The organism is Achromobacter sp. EB05, from assembly GCF_044232075.1.
Classification (GTDB): domain Bacteria; phylum Pseudomonadota; class Gammaproteobacteria; order Burkholderiales; family Burkholderiaceae_B; genus Achromobacter; species Achromobacter dolens.
Genome location: NZ_CP155917.1, coordinates 4,315,726 through 4,337,825, shown reverse-complemented (window position 1 = coordinate 4,337,825; position 22,100 = coordinate 4,315,726). Strand labels below are relative to the sequence as shown.

Below are 22,100 nucleotides of genomic sequence, written 5' to 3'. Positions count from 1 at the left end.
CGCGGGCCGGCGCTGCCCGCCGGCGGGGTAATCCGTCCTGGTGTGTGCGTGAAGGCATGTCCGCAAGTTCCCTAGGGGGATGCCAGGGTACTGGGGCGGATGCACCTTTGCTATCCTCTGTCGCACTGAATAGAAGGAAAGGTTTCCATGCGTGCTTTGATGCGGCTCTGGGCGGCGGCCATGATGCTGTTGCTGGCGTTGGCGGGCTGCTCCCGGGAAGGCAGTCCCATCAACAGCCCCTATCCGGCCGGTGCCGAGGGCCAGAACACGCTGTATTCCGCCTTCGTCAAGCGCTCGCCCAAGTACCTCGACCCGGCCAGCTCTTATTCCACCGACGAAACCCCATATACCTACAACATCTATGAGACGCTGTACGGCTATCACTACCTCAAGCGGCCGTATGAACTGATCCCGCGCGCCGCGGCCTCGATCGATCCGCCGGTCTATCTCGACGCGCAAGGCCGCGAACTGCCGGCCGACGCGCCGGGCGAGCAGATCGCCCAGAGCATCTACGACATCAAGATCAAGCCCGGCATGCGTTTCGCGCCGCATCCGGCCTTCGCCCGCAAGACCGACGGCAGCTACGATTACTTCCCGATCGCGCCCGAGGAACTGGCCGACAAATACGCCATTCCCGATTTCCCGCGCACCGGCACCCGCGAACTCACCGCCGACGATTACGTATACGCCTTCCGCCGCCTGGCCAGCCCGCGCGTGGTGTCGCCGATCTATTCGCTGATGGCCGAATACGTCAGCGGCCTCAAGGAGTATGGCGACCGCCTGCGCGAGCGCGACAAGGCGCTGCGCCGCGACCTGCCGGGCGGCGCCGGCGCCTCGTGGCTGGACCTGCGCGAGGCCGACGGCTTCACCGGCGTGCAGGCGCTCGACCCGCACACGCTGCGCATCCGCGTCAACGGCAAGTACCCGCAGTTCAAGTACTGGCTGGCCATGACCTTCACCGCGCCCGTGCCCTGGGAGGCCGACCGCTTCTACAACCAGCCCGGCATGGCCGAGCACGACCTGTCGCTCAACACCTGGCCGGTCGGCACCGGTCCCTACATGCTGGCCGAGTCGCAGCAGAACCGCCGCCACGTGCTGGCGCGCAATCCCAACTTCCACGGCGAGCCCTATCCCTGCGAGGGCGAGCCGGGCGATCGCGCCGCCGGCCTGCTGGCCGATTGCGGCAAGCCCACGCCGTTCATCGACCGCGCCGTCTTCAGCGTCGAGAAGGAAGCCATTCCGCTGACCGGCAAGTTCATGCAGGGCTACTACGACCTGCCGCAGATCGAGCGCGGCGAATACGGCGTGGCCATGCTGGTGGCCGCCGGCGACAGCCAGGACAAGGCGCGCAAGTACGCCGAACACGGCATCCGCCTGCCCACCACGGTCGAGACCGCCAACTGGTACATGGGCTTCAACTGGCTCGATCCGGTGGTGGGCAAGGGCGACACGCCCGAGCAGGCCGAGAAGAACCGCAAGCTGCGCCAGGCCATCAGCATCGCCTTCGACTGGGAAGAATACGTGGCGGTGTTCGAGAACAGCCAGGCCTCGGTGGCCTACGGCCCGGTGCCGCCCGGCGTGCTGGGCTACCGCGAACCGCCCGAGGGCGTGAACCCGGTGGTCTACGACCTGGTCGATGGCAAGCCGGTGCGCAAGCCGATCGAGGTGGCGCGCAAGCTGTTGGCCGAGGCCGGCTACCCCGACGGCCGCAATGCCGTCACCGGCGCGCCGCTGGTGCTGTACTACGACTCCATGACGGGCGGCGGTTCCAACCCGCAGTTCGACTGGATGCGGCGGCAGATGGCCAAGCTCGGCGTGCAGATGGACGTGCGCTCGACCGACTACAACCGCTTCCAGGACAAGATGCGGCGCGGGTCGGCGCAGATCTTCCTGTGGGGCTGGAACGCCGACTATCCCGACGCCGAGAACTTCCTGTTCCTGCTGTACGGCCCCAACGCCAAGGCCAAGGGCGGCGGCGAAAACGCCGCCAACTACGACAGCCCCGAATACGACAAGCTGTTCGAGCAGATGAAATTCCTGGACGACGGCCCCGAAAAGGAAGCCCTGATCCAGCGCATGGTCGCCATCGTGCAGCGCGACGCGCCGTGGATGTTCGGCTACTTCCCGATGTCGGGCGGCGCCTACCAGCAGTGGGTCGGCAACGCCAAGCCCACCCAGATGGTGCGCAACACGCTGCAGTACATGAAGATCGACCCGGTCCTGCGCGAACGCAAGATCGACGAGTGGAATTCCCCCATCTGGTGGCCGGTGGGCCTGTTCGCGCTGCTGATCGCGCTGGCGATCTGGCCGTCGTACGTGGCGCTCAAGCGGCGCGAGCGGCAGACCGCCTTCGCCCAGGCTTCCCGCAAGGAGCATCAATCATGATCGGCTACGTCATCCGCCGGCTGCTGTACGGCGTGCTGATTCTGATCGGCGTGAACCTCTTCACCTTCATCCTGTTCTTCGCCGTCAACACGCCCGACGACATGGCGCGCCTGGCCATCGGCGGGCAGCGCATCAGCCAGGACGCCGTCGAGAAATGGAAGGTCGAGCACGGCTACGACAAGCCGCTGTTCTACAACGCCGGGGCCAAGGGCGCGGCGCAACTGACCGACACGGTGTTCTACCAGCGCTCGGTGCCGCTCCTGGCGATGGACTTCGGCGCGTCCGACGGCGGCCGCGACATCGGCCGCGAGATCCAGACCCGCATGGGCCCGAGCCTGGCGCTGGCGGTGCCGACCTTCTTCCTGGGGCTGTTCGCCAGCATCGTGTTTTCATTGACGCTGGTGTATTTCCGCGCCACCCGGCTGGATTTCTGGGGCGTGGTGCTGTGCGTGATATTGCTGTCGATCTCCAGCCTGTTCTACATCATCGCCGGCCAGTGGATGTTCGCCAAGCTGCTGCGGCTGGTGCCGTTCTCCGGCTTCGAGGGCGGGCTGGACATGGTCAAGTTCCTGGCCCTGCCGGTGCTGGTGGCGATCGTCTCGCGGCTGGGCCCCGAGGCGCGCTTCTACCGCACCCTGTTCCTGGAGGAAATCGGCAAGGACTACGTGCGCACCGCCCGCGCCAAGGGGCTGGCCGAGCGCGTGGTGCTGCTGCGCCACGTGCTGCGCAATGCCATGCTGCCGATCCTGACCAGCACCGTCGCCGCCTTGCCGCTGCTGTTCATGGGCAGCCTGATCGCCGAGTCGTTCTTCGGCATCCCGGGCCTGGGCAGCTACACCATCGACGCCATCAACGCGCAGGATTTCTCCATCGTGCGCGCCATGGTGTTCCTGGGGGCGTCGCTGTACATCGTGGGGCTGATCCTGGCCGACATTTCCTACACGCTGGCTGACCCCCGCGTCCGATTCGAGTAGCCGCCATGCCCAAGTTCGTATTCCTCTGGACCGACATCGCGCTGTGGCTGATGGTGCTGGGCGCGCTGGCCTATGCCTGGCACGTGCGGCGCAGCCCGAACCTGCGCGCGACCTGGGCGCGGGTGGCGCGCGACACGCCGGCGATGTGCTCGGCCGTGGTGCTGGCGGCGTTCGCCCTGGTCGGCCTGCTCGATTCCGTCCACTACCGGCCGCAGTTGCCGCCCGCGCCGGGCGCGGCGGCCGACGCCGCCCCGGTCTACGCGCCGGCGGTCAAGTCGGCGCTGGACGGCCTGCTGGGCGGCAGCGTGCTGACCCAGCCCGAGAAGACCTATTCCAGCCCGCTGGCGGTGCGCCAGTTCACCAAGGAGACCCTGCTGGTCGACGACAAGCCAGTGCGCGACTTCCCGCGGCTGCGGGCGGCCGGCACGCACCTGGCTGACCCCGACCGCGACCACCTGGGCGACGTCTATTACCGGCTGGGCCTGGGTCTGGCGGCGGGGCTGGCCGTGGCGCTGATCGGCGCCGGTCTGCTGTTCGCCTGCCTGGCGCGGCGTGGCGGCGCGTCCGCGGCGGCCGAGGCCCTATTGGGCGGGCGCGCCGAGGTGCCGTGGCGCGCCATGGCCATCACCTTCACCCTGCTGTGCCTGGTGGCGGGGGCGCTGGCCGGGCTGTCCAGCGGCTACCACGCCCTGGGCACCGACCGCATCGGCAACGACGTGCTGTGGCAGGCGCTCAAGAGCATCCGCACCGCGCTCGTCATCGGCAGCCTGACCACGCTCGCCATGCTGCCTCCGGCCATCATCTTCGGCATCGCGGCCGGCTATTTCAAGGGCAGGGTGGACGACGCCATCCAGTATCTCTACACCACCATCACCTCGATCCCGGGCGTGCTGCTGGTGGCCGCCTGCGCCCTGATGATGCAGGTCTATATCGACAACCACGCCGACCTGTTCGACACCTCGGCGGCGCGCGCCGACCTGCGCCTGTTCCTGTTGTGCATGATCCTCGGCTTCACCGGCTGGGCCGGCCTGTGCCGCCTGCTGCGCGCCGAGACCCTCAAGCTGCGCGAGCTGGAATACGTGCAGGCCGCGCGCGCCTTCGGCGTATCGCACTGGCGCATCATGACGCGCCACCTGCTGCCCAACGTCGCACACCTGGTGCTGATCACCGTGGTGCTGGAATTCTCCGGGCTGGTGCTGTACGAGGCGGTGCTGTCGTACCTGGGCATCGGCGTCGATCCCAGCATGAATTCGTTCGGCTCGATGATCGATGGCGCTCGCCTCGAAATGTCGCGCGACCCCATGATCTGGTGGAACCTGATGACCGCGTTTCTCTTCATGCTGGCGCTGGTGCTGGCCGCCAACCTGTTCGCCGATGCCGTGCGCGACGCCTTCGATCCGCGCACCCGCCGCTACAAGCCGGGCCGCGTGCCCGGCATGGGCTGGTTCGGCCGCCGTCCGGGCGCCGCGCTGGCGGCCGATGCCCGCGCGGCCAAGCCGGGAGACACGCCATGAGCCAGGATCTCCGCCAGGACTCGCCCTTGCTGGCCGTGCAGGGCCTGGACGTGGACATTGCCGGCGACAGCGGCATTACACACGCGGTCAAGCGCCTGCAACTGGCGATTTCGCAGCGCGAGACCTTCGCCCTGGTGGGCGAGTCCGGCTGCGGCAAGAGCATGACCGCGCTGGCGCTGCTGCGCCTGCTGCCGGATGCCGGGCGCATCGTCGGCGGCCAGATCGACCTGGATGGCGAAGACCTCAACCGCCTGCCCGAAAGCGCCATGCGCGGCGTGCGCGGCGGCCGCATCGGCATCATCTTCCAGGAACCGTCCACCAGCCTGAACCCGGTCATGCGGGTCGGCGACCAGATCATCGAGACGCTGGTGGCGCACACGCCGCTGCGCGGCGCCGCGGCGCGCGCCCGCGCCATCGACTGGCTGCGGCGGGTCGGCATTCCCGAGCCCGAGCGGCGTGTGGACGATTACCCGTTCCAGTTCTCCGGCGGCCAGAAGCAGCGCGTCATGATCGCCATCGCGCTGGCGGCGGAACCCTTGCTGCTGATCGCCGACGAACCCACCACCGCGCTCGACGTCACGGTGCAGGCGCAGGTGCTGGACCTGCTGGCCGACATCCAGCGCGAGATCGGCATGGCGGTGCTGCTCATCACCCATGACCTGGCGGTGGTGCGCAACGTCGCCCACCACGTGGCCCTGATGCGCGGCGGCGAGATCGTCGAAAGCGCCAGCGCCGAGGAATTCTTCCGCGCGCCCAAGCACCCGTACGCGCGTCAGTTGTTCGACGCCATTCCCACTTTCGAGAAGCGCGGCGCGCCGCTGAGCGAGGCCGGCCGCGCCGCCCGGGGCGCGGAAGGCGCTAGGCGCCGGCCGCGCGAGCCCGGCGTGGTGCTGGACGTGCAGGACCTGAAGGTGCACTACCCGGTGCGCAAGGGCCCCCTGCGGCGGGTGGCGGCGTGGGTCAAGGCCGTCGACGGCGTGACCTTCAGCCTGCGCGCGGGCGAAACCCTGGCGCTGTTGGGCGAATCCGGTTGCGGCAAGACCACCACCGGCAAGGCGCTGCTGCGCCTGATCGACGGCGCCCGCATTTCGGGGCGCGCCATGCTGCAGGGGCAGGATCTGCTGACCGCCGACCGGGCCCGGCTGCAGCGCCTGCGGCAGGACATCCAGATCGTGTTCCAGGATCCGTACGCCTCGCTCGACCCGCGCATGCGGGTCGGCGACATTCTCGACGAGGGCCTGGAATCGCTGCGCCGCGGCATGGGCGCGCAGGAGCGCCGCGACCGCGCCGTCCGGCTGGTCGAGCGCGTCGGCCTGCCGGCCAACACGCTGGCGCGCTATCCGCACGAGTTCTCGGGCGGCCAGCGCCAGCGCATCGCCATTGCGCGCGCGTTGGCGGTCGAGCCCAAGGTGCTGATCTGCGACGAGCCGACCTCGGCGCTGGACGTATCGGTGCAGGCGCAGATCCTGGACCTGCTGCGCGAGTTGCAGGACGAGCTCGGCATCGCCTACCTGTTCATCACGCACAACTTCGGCGTGGTCGAGTACCTGGCGGATCGCATCGCGGTGATGGACGGCGGCCGCATCGTCGAACTGGGCGAGGCCGACGCGGTGCTGCACGCGCCGCGCCAGGACATGACGCGCCGGCTGCTCGACGCGGTGCCGCGGCTGCAATTCGGCGCGCCCCAATGAAAACCGCGCCCCGATCCTGTGGCGGATCGGGGCGCGGCATGCGCGGGTCAAAGCGCCTCAGTCGTGGGCGTTGCGGGTCTCGAGCCAGACCAGGGTGTCGTGCCTCAGGGCGCGCACGCATTGCGCCAGGAAAGCATGCACCACTTCCAGTTCGCCGGCGTTGTAGCGCCGGGCCATCAACACCACCGCCTCGGCCACCCACTGGCGTTCCTGGGCCAGTTGCTGGCACTGCTCCTCCACCGGCCGGATCACGATCATGCGGCGATCCAGCGGATGGCGGCCCCGCTGGACATAGCCTGCCGCTTCCAGGCGGTTGATCAGGGCGGTGGCGCCGCCGGAGCTGATGCCCATCAACTGGGCCAGTTGGCCGGTGGGCAGGGCATCGAACTCCATCACCAGCTCCAGCGCTTTCAGATCCGCCAGGGGGATACCCATTTTCTCCGCCAGGGCCGATTGGCAGGCCGCGTTGTACACGGCGAACTGTCGGCCCAGCATCAGGGCGATGTCGTCAAGCATTCCGGGACGCAGATCGTTGTTGCGGGATTCAGGCATCACGGTCACATGCTCGTGGTGAACGAAGGTTTCTTGTTGCAGCATGGCGTCGCTCCCTCACGGATCCGGTTGATCACTTCTTGGCCGTCAGGCCGCCGAGCAGCCCGCCCAGCAGACCGCCGTTGTTGCCGCCGGTGCTCGCGCTGCCGCTGACGCCGGCCGTCACCCCGCCCAGCAAGCCGCCCAGCAGACCGCCGTTGTTGGCCGAACCCGAGGCGCCCGCGCCCGCTCCGGCACTGGCGCCGGCCGAGGCGCTGCCGCCAGTCAGGCCGCCGAGCAAGCCGCCCAGCAGGCCGCCGTTGGCGCCAGCGGCGCCGCCAGCCGTGCCGCCCGCGCCAGCGGTCACCCCGCCGGTCACGCCGCCGAGCAGCCCGCCCAGCAAGCCGCCGTTGGCCGCGCCGCCCGTGGCGCCGCCCAGGTTGCCCGTCACGCCGCCCAGCAGGCCGGTCACCGGGGCCAGCAGGCCGCCGTTGCCGCCAGCCGCGCCGCCGGTCACGCCGCCCAGGATCCCGGTGATCGGGCTGAGCAGGCCGCCGTTGTTGCCGCCGACCGCGCCGCCCAGGCCCAGGCCGCCGGTCAGGGAGGCGACCGCGCCGGTGGCATTGGCCAGCGTGTTGCCGAGCGGGTTGGTGTTGCCCGGCGTGGCGTTCAACAGTCCGCCCGCGCTGCTGACGGCGCCGCCCAGGCCTTGCAGCACGCCGTTCAGGCCGGCCACGTTGCCGCCAGGCAGTTGCGTGCCCAGATTGCTGACCGTGCCGCCCAGCGTGTTGAGCAGGCCGGCGACCGGCGCGCCCAGGTTGGTGGTGGCGCCGACTTGCTGCGTCAGGCCGACCACCGTGCCCGCCAGGGGGCTGGCCGTCGGGTCGAGCGCCTTGCCGATGCCGCCGAGGGCCGGCTGCAGGCCGAGCGGCAGCACGTTGTCGACGGTCTTGCCGACATTACCCAGCGCGGGTTCGAGCAGCGGTTTGGAGGGACCGCCCAGCACGCCGCCGGTAACGCCGCCGACCAATTGGTTGACGGGGTTCAGCAGGCCGCCGGAGCCGGACAGGCCCGCGGTCAGCGCGCCCACCGCGTTGGTGGCATTGCCCAGCACCGTGGTCAACGGCTGCGGATTCTTGGGATCGGCATTGAGCAGGCCGCCCGTGCTGGCGACCGTCTTGCCCAGGCCTTCCACCAGGCCGCCGACGCCGGCGCTCAGGCCTCCCGGCAGGCCGGTGCCCTTGACCGTGGTGCCCAGGCCTTCGACCAGGCCGCCCACTTGTTTGACGGTGCCGTCGACAGGCTTTCCCAGGCCGGTGGCGGCGCCAACCTCTTGGGTCAGGCCGACGACCGTGTCGGCGACCGGCTTGATGGTGGGGTCGAGCGCCTGGCCGACACCGCCCAGGGTGGTGCCCAGATTCAAGGGCAGGGTATTGTCAACCGCATTGCCGGTATTACCCAGCGTGGTTTGCAGCAAACCGGTGGTGACCGGGTTGTTGGGATTATTGGGTTCGTTCGGACCGCCGGGATTGCCGGGATTGCCCGGACCGCCAGGGTTGCTGGGATTATCCGTGCCAGGCAGGCTGGCAGAACTCTTGTGGCTACCACCACCGCCGCCGCAAGCGGCCAGCGCGCTCATCAGAGCGGCCGCCATAACGGTGGAGGTCAGAATACGATGTACGCGCTGCGTGTCAATCTTGGCATTCATGGCGAGCTCCTGTGGGGGAAGTGTCAGGCGTCGAAACTGCCCGATACATCCCTACATGCATAAACCATGCCAATATTTTTCAAACACGCTTTCGGTATGCGTTCAGGTCGTTTTTAGCTTGTTAAAAATCCTTTTAAATCAATAGCTTATATTTAAAATAGAGGGTTTGTACCAATATTGGGAATCCCCCATATTTACGATCACGCGCCACCTGCGAATGTTACGTCCGGGGCCTGTCTGGGCCGTTACGTTACGGGCTGCGTTACGTAACGTGGTGTATGGAACAGGCAAAAAAAAGCGCCTGTCGAAACAGGCGCGGCGCCTTGGCGGACTCGCGGCGCGGCCGCCGGCAGGCCGTGCTAGAACGCGTCGTAATACAACGAGTAGTTGGCGTTGAAGCGCACGTCGCGGCCATTGTTTATGGTGGCCGAGCCGATTGGCTTGGCCACGTTGAAATCAAACAGGTAGTACTTGTCATCGGTAAAGCGCAGCCCCAGCGCCACCGACGACAGGTGCCGCTGGTTGAGCTGTTGCAGGCTCGAATTGTTGTACCAGGTGCGGGCATAGTCGATCAGCGCATAAGGCTGCACGTTGGACAGGTACTGCCAGCCAATGCCGAATTGGCGATTAACTTCGGCGGAAACACCCACGCCCTTGTCGCCGCTTTGCTCGCCTTGCGGATAACCCATCGCATACCGCCAACTGCCGTAAGACACCTGTTCCGACGAGGGCAGGATATTGCTCGAGTACTGGGCGGCGCCCGACAGGGTCAGGCCGAATCGCGCCGGCAGCGCGAAGGTCTGCTTGGCATTGAGGTTGTAGCGGGTGAAGTCCAGGTCCAGGATCGGCACCGCCGAATAGCCGTAGTTGGTGTTGATCTCTTTCTTCGCCCCGGCGCCGGTGAAGCCCCTGGCCACGGCCAGCGTCACGTCGGTGGTCTTGGATTCGGACACCTGGATATAGCGCATCTCGAGGTTGGCGGCCCGCACCTGGGCGTCCTGCTGCAGCCAGCGGTCGGAGTTCTTGGCCTCGTAGCGGTCCTTCGAGTTGGCCGCGTAGACGCCGAGCGTGCCGGTCAGCGAGCGCGTATTGTTCAGCAGGAACGGATAGCTGACGCCGATGCCGATGCGGTCGTTCTTGACCCGGCGGTTGAAGCCCAGGTATTCGATCGCCTCGTCCTTGGGACGCGCGTCGTAGTGGTAGCCGTCGATCTTGACCGCCAGCCCGTCGTTGCCCAACGGCACGCGGACCTCGCCGGAAATGTATTTGACGTCGTCGGTGTTGAACGGCACCGACGCCGTCAGCTTGACCTGTTCGCCCAGCGGCGTGAGGCTGTTGGTGGCCATGTTCACCAGGGGCTGCATGCCGGTGCCCAGGTCCGCCACCCCGCCTGTCAGGCTGACCGGCTGGCGCGAGGCCGCCAGCACCAGTTCGGTGGCGCCGTCGGCGCGTCGTGGCAGGTCGAGCGACGGCGTGAACTTCACCCCCGGCACCGTGCGCATCAGGTTCAGCACGCGTTCCAGCGTGGCCTGCCTGAGCGGCTTCTCCTCCTTCAGCGGCTCGGCCAGCGATTCCAGGCGGTCCTGGGCATTGCCGATATCGCCCTCGATGCGCACCGTGCCGATATAGCCTTCGACCACGGTCACCACCACCAGCCCGTTGGCGAAGGTCTGGTTCTGCACCAGCGCGAACGACAGCGGATAGCCGCGGTCGCGGTACAACTGGGTGATCTTGTCGACCTGCTGCACCAGTTCGCCCAGGCTGATCTCCTTGCCGGACAGCGGCGCCAGCAGGGCGGAGACTTCCTCGAACGGCATGGCGTGCACGCCGGTGACGTCGAAATGCCGGGGCACGATGCGCTGCGCGAGCCTGGCCTGCAGGGCCAGTTGTTCGGGAGTGGGGGCCTGGACCACCGGCGGCGGCTGGGTGGCGCTGGGCGGGCGTTCGATCTGCGGCAGCGCGTCCACGGGGTTGCCGCGTAGCGGGCCGTCGGCGCGTGCCGTGCCGACGGTGGCGAGGGTGCAGATAAGGGCGAGGGAAAGCGGACCTGCGGGAAGCGTGCGTCTCATGCCTGGTTGTCTCTCTTTGCCGCTGGCACCGTTTAAACAGAACATCCGTATTAAGGGTCCGGATAAAGGCTTGAATATATGGGGCCGCTATATAAGTAAAACCGGTGGCGCGCCGCTCAGGCGGTATGTTGCCAGCGCGCCGGGGCAATGACAAATTATTTCATTGTGACTGGCCGGAAACGTGGATATAACAACAGGACGACATACAAGGCAATCTTTCCATGGCCCGATTCCGGGTTTTCCGGGATATTTGAAAATGACCGTGGCTAATTTCCGGGTATTCGTTACAAGTAAGCTGCCATGCCGCGACGAATACTGGTATAAACCCTGATGTGTATTAATTGTTAATAGATAAGACTATATAAACGTATCAAAACACATCGGGTTTACCGGCTCTCGGGAGTCCACAGATGGACCAGGATGACCCCAACAAAATCGTCGCAAGTCGGCCCGCCACGAGCGTCTGCCGACCGTCGGCTCACAGGGGCGGCGCATGAACCCGGGCGATATCGTTCCCCTCTCATTCAATAGCGGCCTGGTGGCGCTGTCGTTCCTGATCGCGGCGCTCGGCTCCTATGTGGCGCTGCTGGCGGCGGTGGGCATCCGCGCCGAAATGCAGGACGGCGAGATCCGCATCGGTTACATCATCATCGGCGCCCTGGCGATGGGCGGAGTGGGCATCTGGAGCATGCATTTCATCGGCATGCAGGCACAGGACCTGCCATTCGCGGTGGGCTACCAGATCGGTTTGACCGTGCTCAGTTTCCTGGTGGCGGCGGGTTTTTCCGGCTGGGCCTTCTGGTATGTGGGCCGCGACCGCTTCACATTTATGCGCTGCGTGGTGGGCGGCCTGGCCGCCGGCCTCGGCGTCGCGGCCATGCATTATGTGGGCATCAGCGCCATGCGCATGCCCGCGGTGTTTATCTGGAATCTGCCGATGGTTGTTTTATCGGTGCTCATAGCGGTATTTGCCGCGTCAGCCGCGTTGTGGCTCGCTTTCAATACGCAGAATGAGTTCCAACGCGTCGGAGCGGCCATTTTGATGGCGATTGCGGTGTGCGGCATGCATTACACGGGAGCGGCGGCCGGCACGGTGGTCTGCACCGCCCCGCGCGATTTTTCCAGCATGCAGATTGGCGGGGTGATGCTGCCGTACGTCGCGTTCGCGCTGTCGTTCGTCATGTTGCTGGTGATGCGTTGGCATTTGCAACGCGCTTCGCGCCGTTTCCGCGCGCGACTGGCGCAACGCATCGACTCGATCATTGAATCGGCCCCCGTGGTCGATCCGGGCAGGACTCCCGGCTCGACATTGGGACCGGGTTGAGGGCCCGTCGGTAGCGACGGACCTGGCGGTACCCCGGAGACGCGAAGGTGTGGAACACGCCAGCGCGCCGACAGCACCGGGCTTAGGGGGCCACGCCGTCCCTGCGGCATGGCTCGATTATCAAGCGAGACCTGAGGAGCTCGACATGAAAGCGAAACTTGCGCAGTTCTGGAACGATGAAGAAGGTATTACCGCCCTGGAATACGGGCTGATCGCGGGCACCATCGCGGTGGCGCTGGTAGCCGCCTTGGCGACATTCACGGGCGCGCTCAGCGGCCTGTTCACGTCGCTGCAGGCCAAGCTCGCCAACGCGTCCAAGTGAGGCCGAAGACCCCGGTCGTCCCAGTGAGCCTGGCCAGGGCCAGGCGGCGCCGGACGGCCGGGTCTGACGCCCCGCCGGGCATGGAGCTGATGTTGACGACACTTCCCGCGCAGCGAATTCGGGCGGTTGCGGATTGACGGCGTTGCGCGCATCGGCTCCCACGTACTGCGCGCCCATGCATTGCCAGATTGAACCCGAAACCGTCAGAAGGTCCTGCCTTGTATCCAGGGGAAGTGCTGTGGTGGCTGTTGTTCGCATGCTGGAATCTGGTGTTGATATACACCGATCTGCGCTATCGCCGCGTACCCAACACGCTTATCGTCGCGGGCTTCGCGGGGCAGGCGCTGTGGCTGCTCGCGGCTTGGCTCGCGCCAGCCTGGGGCTATCCACCGCGTTGGGCCGGCTGGCCCATGGCATTGGCCGGATTCGCGCTGGCCTTGCCATTCTTCCCGCTCTGGCTCAAGCGTCTGATGGGCGCGGGCGACGTCAAGGCGATCGCCGTGCTGGGGCTGCTGACGGGCTTCGCGCCGCTCGTCATGACGCTGGTGGTCGCGAGCCTGCTGGCCGGGCTGCACGCCTTGCTCTACCTGTTTCTTTCCCGAAGCTGGGCCTTGCCGCTTCGGGCTCGCCAGATCCCCTACGGGACGTACCTGGGCGCGGCCGCGCTCAGCGTGGTGTTTATTCCCTTGAATTCGGACTGGTATTCGTGGTGTTTTTCCTGGTGTTCTACGCGATCCTGACGTACGCCCTGGTGTTCACCGCGCAGCACTCGGTCACCCTGGCGGCGCAGGACGGCGCCCGCAAGGTCCTGCAATGGCAGCCGGGCGCCACCTCGCTGACCGTGCGCGCCAATGCCGGCCGCGACACGGCGCTGGACCGTTCGAGCTGGATCACCACCATGTCCTCGGCCGCGGTGGCGGTGGCGGTGTGCGGCGCCAGCGGCACGCTCAGCAGCACCGCCGGGGGCGCCTGCAGCGGCCAGCCGCTCAGCGCCGACCAGATCGAGGTGACGGTCAGCTATCCGTACGGCGCCAATCCGCTGATTCCGAATTTCCCGTTCCTGGCGCAGGCGTTGATGCCGCCGTCGAGCGTGCTGTCGGCCCGCGCCACGGTCCACCTGGGCAACGGCCTGGATGGGAGCAACTGACATGGACGCGCGCCGTGCCCCGGGCCATTGTCGCGGTCGCAAGCGCGGCCAGCGGGGCATCGCCGCGCTCGAGTTTTCGCTGATGGTGACGATGCTGCTGATGTTCGTCTGCGCCGTCGTCGGCTATGGCGTGCTGTTCTGGATGCAGCAGCAGTTGGCCTCGGCCGCCTCGGAAGGCGCGCGCGCGGCCGTCCACGCGCGCTTTGCCGGCCAGGCGGACGTGCCCGGCGCCGCCTGCGCCGCGGCGATGAGCGTGTTCGGCACGGGTTCGGCGGTGGCCTGCGCGACGACCAGCGCGCCATGCGCGTGGAGCGGTTCAGGCGGCCAGACGGCCCAGTGCAGCACGGTCGCCATGACCTTCAACGTGCAGGCCTGGCCGGTGTTGTCGACCTTCCAGGCATTCATCGCCATGTTGCCCGGGACGGACAAGAACTGGATACCGACCCGGCTGTCGTCGAAGGCCATCGTGCAAATCTCCCAAGGGACACCATGAGCAGTCTGAGCAAAATCATCGCGGGTGTGTTGCTGGCGGCGGGCCTGGTGCTGGCGTTCGTGGCGTGGCGCCTGGCCTCGGCGCCGTCGGCCCCGGCGCCGGCGCCGGCCGGTCCCGTGGCGACGGCGCCGGCCGCGCCGGCCGAACCGCCGGTCAAGCGCTATCCGGTGGTGGTGGCGGCAACGCCGATACCGGCCGGCACGCGCATCGACGGCGACAAGATGCTCAAGGTGGACCAATGGCAGGTGGCGCTGTCCGGCAGCTACAGCTCGCCCGCGCCGTTGCAGGGCGCCTATGTGCGAGTGGACGTCGCGGCCGGCGATCCGTTGTTGCCCAGCATGCTGGCGCAGGGCCTGGCGCGCCAGCTCAAGCCAGGCGAGCGGGCGTTGGCGATCGCGGTCGATGAGGTGGTGGGCGGCGGCAACCGCATTGCGCCGGGAGACCTGGTGGACGTGTTCTTCGTGCTGGAGAAGGGCGTCGAGATCCAGGGCGGACAGGCCCGGTTGCTGCAATCGCAGGTACGCGTGCTGGCGTATGGCGCGGCTTCGCTGGACGGTCCCGAGGAAAAGTCCGCGCTGCCCGGCCCGCCCGGACAGCCGGCGCGGACCGCCGTGCTGGCCGTGCCGGTCGACCAGGTCAACGAGCTGGTGCTGGCCAGCCGCTCCGGCCGCCTGCAGTTGGCGCTGCGTCCGGTCGGCGACGATGGCAAGCCCGATACCCAGTTGTTCGCCCAGCGCAGCGCCGTGCTGCCGGCGCGCGCCGACCTGACCCCCGAACAACGCGAGCAATTGCTCAGCGGCCCGAACCGCGCCTATGCCGGCGACAGCCTGGCGCAGTTGGATGCCCCGACACCGGCGGCCAGGCCGGCCCCGGCCCGCGCCGCTGGCGCTGGCGGCGGGGGCGGGCGCACCGTCGAAATCCTGCGAGGAGACAAATCCGAGCGCGTGCGCTATTGAAACGTGGCTGCGCGTGGCCTGGTGCCGCCCGCGGCTGGACCTTACCTGCCAAACCAGATCCAGCACAATGAAGAGATTCCAGCGCACCACCCTGATTTGCCTTCTGTCGGCCGCAGCGGTAATGACCTACGGCGTGGCCGGCATGGCGCAGACGGCCATCCAGTCCGACCCGGGCGCCGGCGCGCCCGCCCGCGACATCGCGGTCGCCGTGAGGGGCCAGCAGACGCTCATGCTGGAGGGCGCGCCCGCCCGCATCGCCATCGGCGATCCCGAGGTGGCCGACGTCAAGGTGCTGGCGGCCTCCGGCAAGCGGCAGGCCTCGCTGCTGCTGTACGGCAAGAAACCGGGCACCACGCAATTGCAGGTCTGGACCGGCAACAACGCGGCCCCGCAACTGTGGACGGTGCGGGTGGCGGGCAACGTGCAGCAGGTCATGGCCGGACGCGGCATGGCGGGCGGCGCCAACGTCGACGTGGCCGGCGACCGCGCGGTGGTGTCGGGCCAGGCCGACTCGCCCCTGTCGCACCAGGCCTCGGTGGCCGCGGCCGGCGCGGTGGTGGGTGACAAGAACGTGGTGGACGTGTCGACCGCCGGCACTGGCGGCGTGGTGCAGGTCGAGGTCAAGGTGGTCGAGGTGTCGCGCTCGGTCATGAAGCAGGCCGGCATCAGCTTCGCCGGCCGCAGCGGCCCGTGGGGCGGCACCAACTCGATCACGCCCGACGGCTTCCCGGCGCCGCTGGGCTTCAGCAAGAGCGCGGCCCTGGCTTCGGGCTTCTCGCTGTTCTACGACTCCAACGATTTCAGCGCGCGCCTGCGCCTGCTGCAGAACAACGGCATGGCGCGCGTGCTGGCCGAGCCGACGCTGGTGGCCCTGACCGGGCAGAGCGCCAGCTTCCTGGCCGGCGGCGAACTGCCGATCCCCGAGGCCGGCGGCCTGGGGACGACCACGGTGACGTTCAAGCCATTCGGCATCGGCCTGACGGTGACGCCGACCGTGCTGTCGCGCGAGCGCATCGCGCTGAAGGTGGCGCCCGAGGCCAGCGAGCTGGACTACAGCAATGCCATCGCGGTTTCCAGCGGCACGAATACCACCACGCTGATCCCGGCCCTGCGCACGCGCCGGGCCGACACCACGGTCGAGCTGGGCGACGGCGAGAGTTTTGTCGTCAGCGGACTGGTGTCGCGCCAGACCAAGGCGCTGGTCAACAAGGTGCCGATGCTGGGCGATCTGCCCATCATCGGGTCGTTTTTCCGTAGTGTCGATTACACCCAGGAGGATACCGAGCTGGTGATCGTGGTGACGCCGCGCCTGGTGCGGCCCATAGCACGCGGCGTGACCTTGCCGCTGCCGGGGGCCAGGCAGGAGGCGACCGACACCGCGTTCAACGCTTGGGGCTATTACCTGATGGGTCCTGCGGGTGGGCAGCAAATGCCGGGTTTTTCACGGTGAGCGATATGAAGACACATGCCAGGGAGTGGGTTGGCTTGCAGAATAGCAACCGGTTTTTATTTTGTTCCAAGGGTGACGGCGTGGCCGCGCAGCTCGGGCAGGCGCTGGGCGACATGGGCCTGCTGACCCAGGAAGTCCCGGGCGTCGAGGAACTGGGGCGGCGCCTGGCCGAAATCGAGCCGCAGGTGGTGTTCCTGGATTTCACGCTGAGCGAGGACGAACCCGGCAAGCTGTTCAAGTCCGCCGAGCTGGCGCGCCTGCTGGCGCGCATCGCGCCGGCGATTCCGCGCGTCGCGGTGGGACTGCTGAGCCAGCCGGAAGGCGCCATCGCCGCGTTGCGAGCGGGCGTCAGCGATTTCGTTGATCCGACCGTGGCGCCGCAGGAAGTCAAGGACGTGGTGCAGCGGCTACTGGACCTGCCGGCCGGCGGCGGCCGCATGGACGGCTCGCGCCGCAGTGTGCTGCTGCTGGGCGCGCGTCCGGGCGTGGGCACCAGCACGCTGGCCGTGCACCTGGCCGGCATGGTGCAGGACCGCCTCAAGCAGCAGCATGGCTCGCGCGCCGCGGCCGCGGGCGCCAAGGGCGCCAAGCCGGCGGCCGACAACGGCAGCCAGTTGCCCCTGGGCAGCCGGGTGGCGCTGATGGACCTGGGTTGGCCGGTGGGCGATTGCCAGCTTTACCTGAACATCGGCGGCGATTTCGATTTCGCCGAAGCGGCGCGCAACCTGCGGCGGCTGGACTCGACCCTGCTCAGTTCGGCCATGTCGCATACCGCCAATGGCTTGAGCGTGCTGGCGCTGCCGCGCGACCTGGGCCAGATGCGCGATGTCTCGCAATCCGATTCGCTGCTGGTGTTCGAGCGCATGCGCCAGCACTTTGGCGTGGTGGTGGCCGACTCTGGCGGCTTCTCCAACCCCGAGTTCGTGGCCGGCCTGGCGCGCGCCTCGGAGCAGAACTGGATCGTCACCGACCAGAGCGTGGGCGCGCTGGTGTCGCTGGCCGGGCTGCTGCAGGAGCTGGAGCAATTGCACGTGGACCGCCGCAGCCTGGGCCTGATCGTCAACCGCTACGACGAGCGCTACGGCATGACGGCCCAGCAGATCGCCGAGCGCTTCCAACTGGAGCTGGTCGGCACGCTGCCTGACCGCACGCTGGCGCTGATGGTGTGCACCAACCAGGGCCACCTGCTGCACGAGGAGGCCGAGCGCGACGTCTACGTGCGCGCGGTGCAGGCGCTGGCCGAGAAGCTGAGCGCCGAGGAAAACACCCCGGGCGGCCGGGCGAGCTGGCTGGCCACCTGGCTGCCCGGCGTGCACCGCCGCATGGTGGTCGAGTAACGGACGGCGGCGGAATCCCACATGATCATGACAGCGACCATAGAATTCGGCGGCGATGGCGACAAGGGGTTCGCCTCGTCCAACCGCTTCCAGGAAGTGAAGACGGCGGCCTACGAGCATCTGCTTTCCCGCATCGAGGAGCTGGGCGCGGAGTTCGGCAGGTGGGCGCGATCGGCGATCCAGGAGTTCGTCGACATCGAGGTGGCCAGCTTCGTGCGCCTGCGGCGGGTGCCGATCAACGAAGGCGAGATGCGCCAGATCGCCGAGGCCCTGACCAAGGAGCTGGCCGGCCTGGGGCCGTTGGAGGATCTGCTGGCCGACCCGGCGGTCGAGGACATCCTGATCAACGGCTACGACAACGTGTTCGTGTCGCGCCGCGGCGTGCTGGCGCGCGAGACGCTGCGCTTCACCGACAACCAGCACGTCCTGCGCATCGTGCGCCGCATCCTGGCGCCGATCGGCCGCCGGCTGGACGAGTCCAGCCCCATGGTCGACGCGCGCCTGCCCGATGGCGGCCGCCTGAACGTGGTGATCGAGCCGCTGGCGGTCGATGGCCCGATGGTGTCGATCCGCAAGTTCCGCCAGGATCCGCTCAAGCCGGCCGACCTGCTGACACTGGGCACCTTCGACGAGGAGATCTACCGGCTGCTGCATGAAGCGGTGAAGAACCGCTGCAACATCCTGGTGTCCGGCGGCACCAGCTCGGGCAAGACTTCGCTCTTGAACGCGCTGGCCTTCTTCATCCCCGAGACCGAGCGCGTGGTGACCGTGGAGGACACGGCCGAGCTGTCGCTCAACCACCCGCATGTGGTGCGGCTGGAATCGCGCCAGGGTGGCTTCGACGGCAGCGGCGCGGTCAGCATCCGCGAGTTGATCCGCAACAGCCTGCGCATGCGTCCCGACCGCGTGGTGGTGGGCGAAGTGCGGGGCGCCGAGGTCATGGACATGCTGCAGGCCATGAACACCGGCCACGAAGGCTCGATGGCCACGATCCACGCCAACTCGCCGCGCGAATGCCTGTACCGGATCGAGATGCTGGCGGGCTTCGCCGGCTTCCAGGGCAGCGAGGACAGCCTGCGGCGCCAGATCGCCAGCGCGCTCGACTTCATCGTGCAGATCGGCCGCCTGTCCAACGGCAAGCGGCGGGTGCTGTCGGTGACCGAGGTCACCGGCATGGGCGACAACGTCATCTCGACCCAGGAACTCTACCGGCACGAGACCTTCGCCACGCCGGAGGGCGAGGAAAAGGATCGCTGGAACTGGCTCGGCATCCATCCGCACACCCCCAAGCTGGCCAAGATGCGCAGCGAGCAGCGGCCGACCGACAACGCGCCGCCCGAGTCCGACGGCGGCGGCTTCTGGAGCAGGAGGCGCTGATGCTGCAGGCCGGAGTGATCGCGGGTCTGGCGCTGGTGCTGGCGCTGGCGGCGGTGCTGCTGTGGCGCCACGCCAACAGCGGCCAGCGGCGCGCCGCCAGTTCCGCCTTTCTCGAAGACCAGTTGCGGCGCGGCCGCGGCGCGCCGGTCAGCGGCAAGATGCCGTTCGCGCACGGCGCCCGCGCGCTGCGCAGCGGTTTCTCGCGTTGGGACATGCTGCTGCTGCAGGGCGGTGTGCGCCAGAGTCCCGGCTTCTACGCCAAGCTGACGCTGCCGATCGTGCTGGCGGCGCTGCTGGCCTGGGCCTTCCTGGGCTGGCTGTCGGGCCTGGTGACGCTGGTGCTGCTGACCGTGTTCGCCTATTTCCTGCTGTGGCTGCGCGCCGACCGGCGCCAGCGCCGCAGGGTGGCGCAACTGCCGGCGTTTCTGGACAACATCGTGCGCCTGGTCACTATCGGCAACAGCATGGCGTCGGCCTTCCAGACCGCCGCGGCCACCACCGACGAGCCGCTGCGCGAAGTGGTCGAGACCGCCGCCGCCCTGAGCCGCTCGGCCAAGGAACTGGACGCGGCGCTGGTGCAGGTTTCGCGCCAGTACGACATGAAGGAGCTCTACATGGTGGCGGCCGTGGTGTCGGTGGCCTTGCGCTTCGGCGGCCGCAGCGACCAGGTGCTCGAGCGCATGGCCGCGTTCATGCGCGACATCGGCCAGGCGCGCGCCGAGCTATCGGCCAGTTCGGCGGAAATCCGCCTGTCGGCCTGGATCCTGGCGCTGCTGCCGCTGGGCATCGCCGGCTTCATCATGGTGGCCAACAACGACCTGTTCATGGGTCTGTGGGTGGACCCGCTGGGCTTCAAGATGCTGATGACGGCGGTCTGCCTGCAACTGGGCGGCTCCTACATCCTGTATCGCATGGCCAAGGCCATCTGAGGACGACGCGGATGCAAGCGATCGAATCCTGGAATGTCTCAACGGTGCTGGCGGTGGCGCTGATGCTGGTGGCGGCCGCCATGCTGATCCTGGGCCTGAGCATGACGCGGCGCCTGCGCGGCCAGGATCGCAGCCGGCAGGTGGTGGAGCAGGCCCTGGCGACGCGCGAGGGCCGCGTCAAGGCGGCCGCCGCGCCGGCGGCCGAGGGCGCGCAGGGCCGGCTGGCCGCCGCCACGCGCGCGGCCGACTCGTTCGGCAAGCGCCTGAGCGAAGGACGCTTCGCCGAAGCGCTGCTGGCCGGCGAGGACCGCAAGCTGGTGGATATGGCGGGCTACGAGAACCCGGCCACGGCGCGGCTGCGCTTCATCGTCGCGCGCTTCACCCTGGCGCTGCTGCTGCCGGCGGCGGCCGTGGCGCTGGATCTGGGGCGCAGCATCGGCTCGTCGCTGGGCCTGTTCGTGGCGGCGTTCTTCGGTTTCGCCATCGGCTACATGCTGCCCAAGTGGTTCGTGCGCCGGCGCCTGTCGCGCCGTCGCAAGCAGGCCGCCAACGAACTGCCGCTGCTGATCGACCTGCTGCGGCTGCTGCAGGGCGTGGGCCTGTCGATCGACCAGAGCCTGCAGGTGCTGACCAAGGAATTCGACCAGGTGCTGCCGGTGCTGGCGTACGAGTTGCGGCTGGCGTCCGAACTGTATGTGCGCGGCCGCACCCGCGAACAATCGCTGGCGCGGCTGGCGGCGGGTTTCGACAACGACGACCTGTCAGCCATCTGCCGCCTCATCGCCCAGGTCGACCAGCACGGCGGCGCGGTGCAGGAGCCGCTGAACCGGTTTGGCGAGCGCCTGCGCGAGAAGCGGCGCCTGGAGCTGAAGGAAAAAGTGGGCAAGACCACCGTCAAGATGACGGCGGTGATGATCGTGACCCTGTTGCCGGCGCTGCTGATCGTGACCGGCGGGGCGGGGTTTGTGGCGGTATTGCGCGGTTTGTCGCGCATGGGGGGGATGTAATGGCGGGCGGTATGGAAAGCGCGCGGCGCGCATGGCGTTGGACCCTGGCGGCGGCGGCGGTTGCCGGCGCCGGGACGTTGGCGGGTTGCCAGAGCAACAATGCCGAGACCGCCTGGCAGTTGATCCAGCAACAGCAGCAGGAACAGGCGCTGGCGCGCCAGCGCGAGGACGAGGCGGAGAACCGCCGCAAGCCGGCCGAGCCGGAGATGATGCTGTCGATGATCGCCGAGTCGCAACGCCAGGAGCGCTATTTCGCCTCGCTGGCCTACATCGAGGCGTTCCAGCAGAAGTTCGGCAACGATCAACGCATCGCGGTGCTGCGCGCCGAGGCGCTGCGCCAGACCGGCCAGACGGCCTCCAGCGAACAGGCCTACCGCGCCCTGATCGGCACCGCGCAGGCGGCAGACGGCTGGCACGGGCTGGGCCTGATCGCCGGTTCGCGCGGCCAGTTCGAGCAGGCCGCCGACGACTTCGCGCGCGCCGCCAAGCTGGCGCCCATGGACCCGCGCATCCTGGGCGACCTGGGTTACGCGCGGCTGCGGGCCGGCGATCCGGCCGGCGCCCGCGTGCCGCTGGGCCAGGCGGCCGAGCTGGCGCCCGAGAGCGGCAAGGTGCTGGCCAACCTGGCCTTGCTGCTGCTGGTCGAGGGCGAGCCGGTGCGCGCCCAGAACGTGATGGACCGCGCCAAGCTCGGCGACGAGGCGCGCAGCCAGGTCCTGCGCCTGGCCGCCGAGATCCGCAGTCAGACCGCCGCGCCGAGCGGTGTGGCGCCGGCCGCCGGGGCCGACACGGCGGCGACGCGGGTGTCCCGTGGCGAAGGCATCGTCATGCCGGTCATGAGCCCCTTGATGGACCGACTGGGCAACGGCCCGATCGTGCGCTAACC

The 22,100-nt window shown here is 68.2% G+C and carries 19 protein-coding genes; 16 read left to right on the top strand and 3 right to left on the bottom strand.

Features of this window, described 5'->3' with window-relative positions:
- The first annotated feature begins 147 nt into the window (after positions 1 to 147).
- From AAID08_RS19640 to AAID08_RS19625, 4 genes are read left to right on the top strand one after another with little or no spacing between them, the layout of a single operon-like run.
- Complete coding sequence (locus AAID08_RS19640; RefSeq protein WP_144654727.1) at positions 148 to 2,385, top strand: ABC transporter substrate-binding protein; 2,238 nt, start codon at positions 148 to 150, stop codon at positions 2,383 to 2,385.
- Entirely contained in the window at positions 2,382 to 3,359 is a 978-nt protein-coding gene (locus AAID08_RS19635) for an ABC transporter permease (protein WP_054503038.1), read from the top strand. The genes AAID08_RS19640 and AAID08_RS19635 overlap by 4 nt, the downstream gene beginning before the upstream one ends.
- A gap of 5 nt (positions 3,360 to 3,364) precedes the next feature.
- Entirely contained in the window at positions 3,365 to 4,873 is a 1,509-nt protein-coding gene (locus AAID08_RS19630; protein ID WP_175189906.1) for an ABC transporter permease, read from the top strand.
- The gene (locus AAID08_RS19625; RefSeq protein ID WP_175143237.1) at positions 4,870 to 6,564 is read left to right on the top strand and encodes an ABC transporter ATP-binding protein; all 1,695 of its coding nucleotides are present in this window, start codon (positions 4,870 to 4,872) and stop codon (positions 6,562 to 6,564) included. Before AAID08_RS19630 ends, AAID08_RS19625 begins: the two co-directional genes overlap by 4 nt.
- A 57-nt stretch (positions 6,565 to 6,621) precedes the next feature.
- Here AAID08_RS19625 and AAID08_RS19620 read toward each other — a convergent pair whose 3' ends face one another.
- The 3 genes from AAID08_RS19620 to AAID08_RS19610 form a co-directional block, all read right to left on the bottom strand.
- Entirely contained in the window at positions 6,622 to 7,161 is a 540-nt protein-coding gene (locus AAID08_RS19620; protein WP_054503036.1) for a MarR family winged helix-turn-helix transcriptional regulator, read from the bottom strand.
- 28 nt (positions 7,162 to 7,189) lie between these two features.
- Positions 7,190 to 8,803: a collagen-like triple helix repeat-containing protein gene (locus AAID08_RS19615; RefSeq protein WP_064524285.1), complete on the bottom strand. Its 1,614-nt coding sequence runs from the start codon at positions 8,801 to 8,803 to the stop codon at positions 7,190 to 7,192.
- A 359-nt stretch (positions 8,804 to 9,162) separates the two neighbouring features.
- Positions 9,163 to 10,872: a ShlB/FhaC/HecB family hemolysin secretion/activation protein gene (locus AAID08_RS19610; RefSeq protein ID WP_064524287.1), complete on the bottom strand. Its 1,710-nt coding sequence runs from the start codon at positions 10,870 to 10,872 to the stop codon at positions 9,163 to 9,165.
- Positions 10,873 to 11,365: 493 nt separating this feature from the next.
- Between AAID08_RS19610 and AAID08_RS19605 the strand changes: the two genes are divergently transcribed.
- The 12 genes from AAID08_RS19605 to AAID08_RS19550 all read left to right on the top strand — a co-directional run bounded on the left by AAID08_RS19605 (position 11,366) and on the right by AAID08_RS19550 (position 22,098).
- Positions 11,366 to 12,196 carry an MHYT domain-containing protein gene (locus AAID08_RS19605; RefSeq protein ID WP_175143236.1) on the top strand — a complete coding sequence of 277 codons (831 nt, stop codon included), beginning with the start codon at positions 11,366 to 11,368 and terminating at the stop codon, positions 12,194 to 12,196.
- 145 nt (positions 12,197 to 12,341) lie between these two features.
- Complete coding sequence (locus AAID08_RS19600) at positions 12,342 to 12,518, top strand: Flp family type IVb pilin (protein ID WP_006390266.1); 177 nt, start codon at positions 12,342 to 12,344, stop codon at positions 12,516 to 12,518.
- 233 nt (positions 12,519 to 12,751) lie between these two features.
- Positions 12,752 to 13,258, top strand: coding sequence for a prepilin peptidase (locus tag AAID08_RS19595; RefSeq protein ID WP_054503292.1), 507 nt, complete (start codon positions 12,752 to 12,754; stop codon positions 13,256 to 13,258).
- A complete protein-coding gene (locus AAID08_RS19590; protein WP_054503032.1) occupies positions 13,225 to 13,665 on the top strand; it encodes a TadE/TadG family type IV pilus assembly protein in 441 nt (146 codons plus the stop codon). The genes AAID08_RS19595 and AAID08_RS19590 overlap by 34 nt, the downstream gene beginning before the upstream one ends.
- 1 nt (position 13,666) lies before the next feature.
- Positions 13,667 to 14,158, top strand: coding sequence for a TadE/TadG family type IV pilus assembly protein (locus tag AAID08_RS19585; protein WP_064524292.1), 492 nt, complete (start codon positions 13,667 to 13,669; stop codon positions 14,156 to 14,158).
- Positions 14,155 to 15,114 carry a Flp pilus assembly protein CpaB gene (cpaB, locus tag AAID08_RS19580; protein ID WP_054503030.1) on the top strand — a complete coding sequence of 320 codons (960 nt, stop codon included), beginning with the start codon at positions 14,155 to 14,157 and terminating at the stop codon, positions 15,112 to 15,114. Before AAID08_RS19585 ends, cpaB begins: the two co-directional genes overlap by 4 nt.
- Before the next feature lie 67 nt (positions 15,115 to 15,181).
- Positions 15,182 to 16,564, top strand: coding sequence for a pilus assembly protein N-terminal domain-containing protein (locus AAID08_RS19575; protein ID WP_144654730.1), 1,383 nt, complete (start codon positions 15,182 to 15,184; stop codon positions 16,562 to 16,564).
- A complete protein-coding gene (locus AAID08_RS19570; RefSeq protein WP_054503028.1) occupies positions 16,561 to 17,901 on the top strand; it encodes a MinD/ParA family protein in 1,341 nt (446 codons plus the stop codon). The genes AAID08_RS19575 and AAID08_RS19570 overlap by 4 nt, the downstream gene beginning before the upstream one ends.
- A 21-nt stretch (positions 17,902 to 17,922) precedes the next feature.
- A complete protein-coding gene (locus tag AAID08_RS19565; protein WP_175143233.1) occupies positions 17,923 to 19,278 on the top strand; it encodes a CpaF family protein in 1,356 nt (451 codons plus the stop codon).
- Complete coding sequence (locus tag AAID08_RS19560) at positions 19,278 to 20,207, top strand: type II secretion system F family protein (RefSeq protein WP_144654731.1); 930 nt, start codon at positions 19,278 to 19,280, stop codon at positions 20,205 to 20,207. The genes AAID08_RS19565 and AAID08_RS19560 overlap by 1 nt, the downstream gene beginning before the upstream one ends.
- Before the next feature lie 11 nt (positions 20,208 to 20,218).
- Positions 20,219 to 21,214, top strand: coding sequence for a type II secretion system F family protein (locus tag AAID08_RS19555; protein ID WP_054503025.1), 996 nt, complete (start codon positions 20,219 to 20,221; stop codon positions 21,212 to 21,214).
- Positions 21,215 to 21,225: 11 nt separating this feature from the next.
- Positions 21,226 to 22,098, top strand: coding sequence for a tetratricopeptide repeat protein (locus tag AAID08_RS19550; protein WP_082401947.1), 873 nt, complete (start codon positions 21,226 to 21,228; stop codon positions 22,096 to 22,098).
- The last annotated feature ends 2 nt before the right edge of the window (positions 22,099 to 22,100 follow it).